Origin of the sequence: Moorena sp. SIO4A5, from assembly GCF_010672005.1 — a bacterium.
Classification (GTDB): domain Bacteria; phylum Cyanobacteriota; class Cyanobacteriia; order Cyanobacteriales; family Coleofasciculaceae; genus Moorena.
This window is the reverse complement of record NZ_JAAHHZ010000209.1, coordinates 1-8652: the sequence shown is the minus strand read 5'-3', so window position 1 is coordinate 8652 and position 8652 is coordinate 1. Positions and strand designations below refer to the sequence as shown.

General features: G+C 42.5%; 7 protein-coding genes and 2 pseudogenes. 4 read left to right on the top strand and 5 right to left on the bottom strand.

Annotation, left to right across the window (positions count from 1 at the left end):
- The 3 genes and pseudogenes from F6K57_RS32405 to F6K57_RS32395 all read right to left on the bottom strand — a co-directional run.
- A pseudogene (locus tag F6K57_RS32405) lies at positions 1-541 on the bottom strand (hypothetical protein); the annotation flags it as partial.
- A gap of 6 nt (positions 542-547) precedes the next feature.
- Entirely contained in the window at positions 548-676 is a 129-nt protein-coding gene (locus F6K57_RS32400; protein WP_293021661.1) for a hypothetical protein, read from the bottom strand.
- Positions 677-1030: 354 nt separating this feature from the next.
- On the bottom strand, positions 1031-1720 hold the full coding sequence (locus F6K57_RS32395) for a glycosyltransferase family 2 protein (protein ID WP_293021660.1): 690 nt from the start codon (positions 1718-1720) through the stop codon (positions 1031-1033).
- 844 nt (positions 1721-2564) lie between these two features.
- Here F6K57_RS32395 and F6K57_RS32390 point away from each other — a divergent pair.
- From F6K57_RS32390 to F6K57_RS32375, 4 genes are all read left to right on the top strand, one after another.
- On the top strand, positions 2565-3764 hold the full coding sequence (locus F6K57_RS32390) for a glycosyltransferase (RefSeq protein ID WP_293021659.1): 1200 nt from the start codon (positions 2565-2567) through the stop codon (positions 3762-3764).
- A 163-nt stretch (positions 3765-3927) separates the two neighbouring features.
- Positions 3928-5616: a glycosyltransferase family 39 protein gene (locus F6K57_RS32385; protein ID WP_293021657.1), complete on the top strand. Its 1689-nt coding sequence runs from the start codon at positions 3928-3930 to the stop codon at positions 5614-5616.
- 184 nt (positions 5617-5800) lie between these two features.
- Positions 5801-6547: a sulfotransferase family 2 domain-containing protein gene (locus tag F6K57_RS32380; RefSeq protein ID WP_293021655.1), complete on the top strand. Its 747-nt coding sequence runs from the start codon at positions 5801-5803 to the stop codon at positions 6545-6547.
- 82 nt (positions 6548-6629) lie between these two features.
- Complete coding sequence (locus F6K57_RS32375; RefSeq protein ID WP_075904680.1) at positions 6630-7538, top strand: CoB--CoM heterodisulfide reductase iron-sulfur subunit B family protein; 909 nt, start codon at positions 6630-6632, stop codon at positions 7536-7538.
- Between the two features lie 269 nt (positions 7539-7807).
- Here F6K57_RS32375 and rpmA read toward each other — a convergent pair whose 3' ends face one another.
- The gene (gene rpmA / locus F6K57_RS32370) at positions 7808-8080 is read right to left on the bottom strand and encodes a 50S ribosomal protein L27 (protein ID WP_070395797.1); all 273 of its coding nucleotides are present in this window, start codon (positions 8078-8080) and stop codon (positions 7808-7810) included.
- Positions 8081-8442: 362 nt separating this feature from the next.
- Positions 8443-8652, bottom strand: a pseudogene (locus F6K57_RS32365) (50S ribosomal protein L21); the annotation flags it as partial.

The window sequence follows — 8652 nt, the reverse complement described above, 5'->3', positions numbered from 1 at the left end:
CCCAAGGGTTTTGGTAAAGCTGTCTGGGAATATGGGTAGGATAATGGGCAACACTGTGATGCTGCATCCAATGAAGCACACGACTCATGTGGTAAGTCATGGAATCCCAGGTGTTGGGAGGCGCAACGATAGCAGTTAAGCCTACGATAGCGACCAGAAATCCTATACCTCCAAGTAAGACCAGTAAAAAACCAGAGATTTGGTCATTCCTATCCCTTGGGTTTTGCCCGTTTGTGGAGGGTGAGCTTTGCCCAATCCCATTTTGCCCAATCCCATGTTGTGAATCTTGGGTGAGGGTGACTCGTCCTGGTTTAACAGTCCGAAAGTAGGCAAAAATCAACGTCAGACTCAGTAAACCCCAGATTCCCGCGATCCAACCCCAAGTAATTAACTTAAATAAACTTAAAACTTCAGTAATAAAGGTTAATAAGACTCCCCAAGTAATAGCTGCCCACAATAGGGAACTACGCCAGCAATAATTGTAACGATAGATGAAGAGAAATAAAACAGTGAAGGTAATCAGAGGGAGCAAAGCCAACATAGTTATTCAAAGGGAATAGGGAATAGGGAGTAGGGAGTAGGGAGTAGGGAGTAGGGAGTAGGGAGTAGGGAGTAGGGAGTAGGGAGTAGGGAGTAGGGAGTAGGGAGTAGGGAATATGGGATCAAAAATTATCACAATTCATTTAGGATTGCTATAGTTAATTAATTTATTGTTAATTTATAGTAATTTAATTAAGGGAGTAATATCAAATCTGGTGGACTACTTATCCTATCTCTTCTGGGGTAATGGGTACTTGACAATTTCCTATTATCCATTACCGTAACCCAAAAATCCAGGGACTATTTGGTAAGTGATTAGTAAGCATTCAGCTAATGCGCGTAGCCCATTAGCTGCTAGCTGATAGCACCTCAAGTAGCATCTCAAGTAGCGCTTAAGCTGATAGCTGACGGCTGAATGCTTACCTTACAACCAAACTGTTTTTGGCCACCCGAGACGCTAAAAACCGATAAGTTATTTTTTAACTACTTCCTAATGAAAAAGATTGTATTTTAAGATACAGAATATTGCCCGAAACCCATCCCTCCAGCCAATTTTTTTCCCTTCTTCGTAAGTGCGACCATAGTAAGATATTCCTACTTCATAGATGCGGCATTTCTTTTTGGCAACCTTAGCAGTAATTTCCGGTTCAAAGCCAAACCGAGATTCTTCGATTTTGATAGATTGGATAATTTCACGCCGGAATGCCTTATAGCAGGTTTCCATATCGGTAAGGTTAATATTGGTAAACATATTGGAGAGCATGGTTAAAAATTTATTGCCCACCATATGCCAGTAATACACTACCCGATGGGGACCACCGCCAGCGAAACGGGAGCCATAAACCACATCCGCTTTGCCATCAATAATCGGCTGCATTAACAAGGGATATTCCTGGGGATCGTACTCTAAATCAGCATCTTGAACGATTACGATATCTCCAGTAGCCAAGCCAAACCCAGTCCGTAACGCAGCTCCTTTACCCCGATTCTTGTGATGATAGACAACATGGTCAATTTGGGATTCCAGTGATGACTCTAAAATCTCTCTAGTGCCATCGGTTGAGTAGTCATCGACAACAATAATTTCGCACTCTTTAACCGCAGATGCTTTGACAGCGTCAATAACATTGGCAATTGTGTTGACTTCGTTAAAACAGGGTATTACAACACTTAGCTTCATAAGCTTAAACCTTAATAATAAGCAAATAATTTGATTAGCTTAAAAATTTACATAATCTTTACATAATCCCCGCCTAATTCCCCTAGCCTTTGGTTAACTAGAGAGTTTGAGGCACTAAACACATCACGAAATCTTTACATAACGTTAGTTACATAAAGTTATGGGAAGTTTCCCCGTGATTAGATGGGATTGAACCCTCAAATTCAGGGCAAGACCAGGATTGATAGACAGGTTTGAGGTTGACTACTTGACACCCTGAATAAATTAGTATAATTCTACTGTAGGATTATAAATAGATCAACTAAATAGAGCAACTACTAAACCATTACGCTCAAGCCTGATTGGGGAGTCGTTGCTCATTACTCATTAGTATTTTGGTAAGCATATGCGCTACGCGCACGCTGCTTGAGGTGCCGTCAGCGGTCAGCCGTCATACTTTGGCTGATAGCTTGTAGGGTGGGCAAAAACAGTTTGCTTATGCGTGAGTATTCTAGATTATACTACTTTGCCCACCCTACTTTAATTGGTCTGATAGCTGATAGCTGATAGCTTGTAGGGTGGGCAAAAACAGTTTGCTTATGCGTGAGTATTCTAGATTATACTACTTTGCCCACCCTACTTTAATTGGTCTGATAGCACTGATAGCGCGTAGCGCATATGCTTACGTATTTTGACTAATGACTGATAACTAATGACTAATCAGTAAACTAATGACTAATGCCATAGGCTTGATAGCACTAGGTATTAGGCGCGCTAGACATTAAGTACTAACACCATTAACCCAAAACCTAACAGCTAACATCTAACACCATTAACCAAACAAAATCCCATCATCCTAGAGAGTATGTCTTTGGATACCAGTAATGACTACACAAAACCAGAAGAATCTGACCTTGGTGATTCTTCCTTATCCTTGGTGATTCCCACCTATAACGAGAGTAGAAACATCGGGGAGCTAATTAGAATCCTGAGCAATTTGCTCGATGAAGCAATACCAAACCAATACGAACTGATTGTAGTAGATGACGATAGTCCCGATCGTACCTGGGAAATCGCCCAGGCTCTGATGTCGGACTATCCACAGTTACAGGTAATTCGCCGTCAGCATGAAAGGGGGTTATCTACAGCAGTTATTCACGGCTGGAAAGCAGGTACTGGAAAAATTTTGGGGGTAATTGATGGGGATTTACAGCATCCACCAGAGATATTATTAAAACTTTTGCTAGCAATGGAGGATGGAGCCGATATAGCCATTGCCAGTCGTCATGTAGACGATGGAGGTGTTAGTGATTGGAGTGTAGTCAGGCGTTTCTTATCCAGAGGTGCTCAACTTTTAGGATTATCGATTTTACCAGAGGTTATCGGTCGTGTCTCTGACCCGATGAGCGGTTATTTTATGGTACGCCGTAGTGCCATTCATGAAAAAGACCTCAATCCTCTAGGGTACAAGATTCTAATTGAAGTGCTAGCTAGGGGAAAAATTGGCCGGATTGCAGAAGTTGGCTATGTATTTCAAGAGAGACTCTCAGGAGAGAGCAAAGTTACCTGGAAACAGTATGTAGACTATATTAGACACTTACTCCGGTTAAGGTTTTCTCTCGGAACCATTGGTCAACTTAGAAAACACATTCCCTTCCCTTTAAAGCGGTTTATTCGTTTTGGCTTAGTGGGATTCAGTGGCGTATTTGTGGATATGACTGTGCTTTACTTACTCCATGACCCTGCTACTTTGGGTTGGGGACTCACCCGCAGTAAAATTATTGCTGCTGAAGCGGCCATTATGAATAACTTTATTTGGAATGATGCCTGGACATTTAGGGATATAGCCAGTCAGCAGTGGGGATGGGGTAAGCGCTTGAAACGGTTTTTGAAGTTCAATCTTGTCTGTTTGATCGGTTTGTGCCTGAATGTGCTGTTGTTGAATCTGTTGTTTAATCTCCTGGGAATTAACTATCTGATTGCAAATGCTATTGCGATCGCAGCAGTTACTTTCTGGAATTTCTGGATTAATCTAAAGCTCAACTGGCGAGTGACCCAAAAATAACGATAACCGCTTGACTGTTGACTGTTGACCGTTGACTGTTGACCGTCAACAGCAAAGGGTTTTAGGGAGTAGGGAGTAGGGAGTAGGGAGTAGGGAGTAGGGAGTAGGGGTAATAAAATTGAATGTACTACATAACAATCAATATCATCTATGGTAAACCTCTATGGTAAACAAATTGCATAAAAGTCGTAGATTTACATCAACTTGGTTAGGGGTTTTAATTGTTATCCTGTTGATGCTAGGGATAGTGTTTAGATTCGTCAATCTTGACCAAAAAATATACTGGATTGATGAAACATTTACCTCCCTAAGGATTTCTGGTTATCGATTGTCAGAGATGATCCCAGAAATTTCCAAGGGGGATGCGATCGCTATTAAAGACTTACATAAGTATCAGCAGACAAATCCGGAAAAAAATCTGATTGGTACGATTAAGGGATTAGCGTTTGAAGAACCTCAACATCCCCCATTATATTACGTAATGGCGCGATTTTGGGCGCAGTTATTTGGGAATTCAGTAGCAGTGAGGAGAAGTTTTTCAGCTCTGATCAGCTTGCTGATGTTTCCTGCTATCTATTGGTTATGTCAAGAATTATTCGAGTCGTCCTTGGTGGGATGGGTAGCTATGGCCTTAGTTGCCGTTTCTCCCTTTCAGGTTTTGTATGCCCAAGCAGCAAGACAGTATGGCTTATGGAGCGTAACGATTTTGCTATCAAGTGCAGCACTGTTACGGGCAATACGGTTAACTAAACCAAGAAACACCACCAGTAAGATTAAAGACATCCTACACTTTATCTCTACCTGGGGAATTTACGCCCTCACGTTAGTGACAGGATTTTATACCTTTTTATTTTCTATCTTAGTAGCCATCAGCCATGGCATCTATGTACTGGTAACAGAAAGGTTCCGCTTCAGTAAACGTCTTGTTTACTATGGGCTATCATCGTTAATGGCTTTGATGGTATTTGTACCTTGGTTACTGGTTTCTAACAGTAACCTTTCTAAGGTATCCAGCAAAACCAAATGGGCACTCAAAGAAGTTCCTTTATCATCATTAGCCCAAACCTGGCTGATTAATATTAATCGGAGTTTCTTTGATCTCAACCAAGGCTTAAATTTCCCCAGCGTACTGGTCTCTGTAATAATCTTAATCCTAGTCGGCTATGCCATTTACTTTCTCTGTCGTCATAGTCCCAAACGAGTTAGTCTATTCATCTTGACATTAATTGGAGTTACCGCCTTAGCCCTAGTGCTACCGGATCTAATTTCCGGAGGCAAGCGTTCTAGTGTAACTCGCTATCTAATTCCCTGTTATCTTGGTATTCAGCTAGCAGTTGCTTACCTATTTACTAACAAAATAACTAACAAAGTAACTAGCATTTTTCAGGGAGTATGGCAACAGAAGCTATGGCGACTCGGAATGATTTTGCTACTGTCTGGTGGAATTCTATCCTGTGTGATCAGTTCTCAAGCGGAATTTTGGTGGAACAAGTATACTAGTGCTAACCATACCCAGGTAGCAGCAATTATTAACCAGGCTGAGCAACCCCTCTTGCTGACAAAAAGTATGGAAGTGATATCGCTATCTTATCTTCTTGACCCCAAAGTCAAGTTTTCCTGGTTAAGCCAGAAATCCGTAAAGATGCCTAATGGCGAAAAAAGCAAACAGTTAATTATCCCCAAAAATACCGATGAATTCAGTGATGTATTTTTATATAATCCATCTAGGGAGTTGCGACAAAAAATCGAGAAACAATACAACTATAAATCAGAAATTATTGGCAAATGGAACCATAAACTTGAACCAACTTACGAAATTAAAACGTTTCTGTGGAAACTAGTAAAAGAATAAACTAGTAAAGCCATAAACAGCTTTACCAACCAACTTCGTATCGATTAGCACTTACGCACTACGACCTTTAAAACCCAGTTTTTGGTGATAAATCAAAGGCTGAAATCGGTGTAGTTAGGTTAAAAAACTGGGTTTGCGGCGTAAGTCTTGTTTATAATAACCCTAGAATAACAGGAGCTTGCTCATGGCAATGATTTGCCGTAAATACGGCTTACTCTACCTGATGGCACCGCGAACTGGTTGCACAGCAGTAGAAGATGTCCTGGAAAAAAAGCTAGAAGGCGAACTAGTCCCCCCCCAAGACATCCTAGACGCCAACGGAAAATTTTTGATGCACAGAAGACATCATTCTCTACGAGAGATGTTCAGACGGAATCTTTTGACAGAGGAAGAAGCAGCATCTTATCTAAAATTTAGTTGTATTCGCAACCCCTTTGACAGTCTAGCTTCCGACTATGTAAAAAGAGCCTCAAAATACCAACACTTTATCGCTGACTCCACGTCATGGGTTCACCGTCTACCGGGTTATATAGAAGACATGGAATTTTGCAAAACCCATTCATTTAATGATTGGATTGAGAAACACTATGGCTCTATTTACGGCAATGGACTGAAACGAACCGTTCAATCCCTGGTTCGGAATACTAATCGAAACCGACTTAAACAGTTTGTAGGTCTTCCAGCTGAACCGTATACACTCTATGGAAGCTATACCAAAGGTATGGATACTGTGATGCGTTTTGAAACCCTTCAGGATGATTTTGACAGAGTCCTGGATAAAGCTGGAGTGCCCTTCAAAGTCGAAATACCAGTGATCAACAAAACCGAAGAAAGAAAGACAGACTATCGAGATTACTATAATGAGCGATCGCAAAAAATTGTGCAGTACATTTTTGACGAAGAAATAAAGCGCTACGGTTACGAATTTTGAACAAGCTAGTAGCGCTTAGGCCATGAGCTGTTACCCTTGAGCTGATCTCTAACCGTTTTAAGGCGATTAAGTATAAATTACTATGCCATCTGCTACGCTCAAATATGCCTATTTCCCCGGCTGTGTTGCTCAAGGAGCCTGTGGAGAACTATACCAATCTACGTCAGCTTTAACCCAAGCGCTAGGGATTGAACTGATTGAGTTGAAAAAAGCTGCTTGTTGTGGTTCTGGAACCTTCAAAGAAGATTCCCAACTCCTAGAAGACACTGTTAACGCTCGCAACATCGCCCTAGCTGAGGAGCTGAATCTACCCCTGTTAACCCATTGCAGCACCTGTCAGGGAGTAATTGGTCATGTAGATGAACGTTTAAAGGAATTCCAACAGACCGATACCACTTATGTGCAAAAAGTGAATGGCTTGCTGAAAAAAGAAGGCTGTTCTCCTTACAAAGGCACTACGGAAGTCAAGCATTTACTGTGGGCATTGGTGGCAGATTACGGCATGGAAGCCCTAGCAGCACAGGTCAGTCGCAAGCTCACTGGACTCAAATGTGCTGCATTCTATGGTTGTTATTTGCTGCGAGCTCAGACATCCATCCCCTACGATGACCCAGTGCATCCAGAATCCATGGAAACTGTATTTCGCACCGTAGGAGCAACACCTGTATATTACCGAGGTCGTACTCAATGTTGTGGTTGGCCAATTTCTAGTTATGCCACAGAACAATCCTTCAAGATGGCAGGGAGCCATATTCAAGAAGCCTTGGATGCTGGTGCGGACTGCATGGTGACCCCTTGTCCGTTGTGTCATCTTAATCTGGACTCCCGTCAACCGGAGGTAGAAAAGGTGATTGGGCGTCAGTTAAGGTTACCAGTACTGCATTTACCCCAGTTAGTTGCCCTAGCCCTAGGGGTTAGTCCAAAGCAACTGGGTTTAGAACGGCACGTGGTTTCGACCGCACCTGTACTAAAGAAGTTGGGGCATACTTGACTAGTTATAGCGCTACGCGCAAGGGCAAGAGGCAAGAGGCAAAAGTTTACTACAAAAGCGTTTCAGCTTCTATCAATGTCCTAACTTTAATGCGTAGTGCTATATCATATCCCTTATCGGGTAATGGGTAATTGGTAGTTAACGATTACCCATTACCTTTTCTCTTTGCCAGACAGAAAAGCACCCCCGAGGGGGTGCCTCATCAGTTACCATCAACAGCAGCCAACTGCTGATGGAGGGATTTCAGTCTCAACTATAAACCGTTGTATCTAAGCTGATGCTTCGGTTTCAACCGGGTAAACGCTGACTTTTTTTTGGCTTTTACCCCTTCTTTCAAAAGTGACTATGCCATCAGCTATTGCAAATAGGGTGTCATCACCACCGCGACCAACATTGGTACCAGGGTGAAACTTAGTACCTCGCTGACGTACCAAAATGTTGCCAGCCTTGACAAACTGACCACCGTAGCGCTTGACCCCTAGGCGTTTGGAATTAGAGTCACGACCGTTACGAGTACTTCCTGTTCCTTTCTTATGAGCCATAATGTTCCTTTATATTTCAGTGTTTGTACGGGAATTTTGAGGGAATTTTGCCCTATCCACAGGTCTGAAAGATAAAAATAACATACCTATCAAACTGCAGAGGATGGGAATCACGCTCCTAGGGTGTGTCTTCTTGCCTCGGAGATCCCCCGTTGGTCCCCCTTAAAAAAGGGGGACTTTGACTATGGCTCCCCCCTTTTTTAAGGGGGGCTGGGGGGGATCTAAATCTTGCGGAAAACTTTGAAAACACGCCCTAATTAGTTTCCATATTAGTTTCCATCCCTACCGCTATGGCATAGGGGGTTTCCACTGGGGAGCTGATCCAAGCATCCTTACCCATCATCTAAACTATTCCGGATTAACTATTCCGGAGCAGTTTCAGCCGTTTCCTGAGTTGCTGGTGCTTCAGTTGCTGGTGCTTCAGGGGCAGTTTCTGCTGAAACTGGTGCTTCCTCTGCTTTGGAAACCGAGGCGAGCACAGAACCATTCATACTAATAGCATCAATCATCAGACGGGTTTTTTCCTGTCTGTGTCCCCGCTTCTTACGGGTTTTCTTCTTGGGCTGCATTTT

What these genes read in the sequence shown, in the direction of transcription:
- F6K57_RS32395 (WP_293021660.1), bottom strand. Translation starts at nt 1,720, where the DNA reads ATGAAGCTAAGTGTTGTAATACCCTGTTTTAACGAAGTCAACACAATT.
- F6K57_RS32390 (WP_293021659.1), top strand. Translation starts at nt 2,565, where the DNA reads ATGTCTTTGGATACCAGTAATGACTACACAAAACCAGAAGAATCTGAC.
- F6K57_RS32385 (WP_293021657.1), top strand. Translation starts at nt 3,928, where the DNA reads ATGGTAAACAAATTGCATAAAAGTCGTAGATTTACATCAACTTGGTTA.
- F6K57_RS32380 (WP_293021655.1), top strand. Translation starts at nt 5,801, where the DNA reads ATGGCAATGATTTGCCGTAAATACGGCTTACTCTACCTGATGGCACCG.
- F6K57_RS32375 (WP_075904680.1), top strand. Translation starts at nt 6,630, where the DNA reads ATGCCATCTGCTACGCTCAAATATGCCTATTTCCCCGGCTGTGTTGCT.
- rpmA (WP_070395797.1), bottom strand. Translation starts at nt 8,080, where the DNA reads ATGGCTCATAAGAAAGGAACAGGAAGTACTCGTAACGGTCGTGACTCT.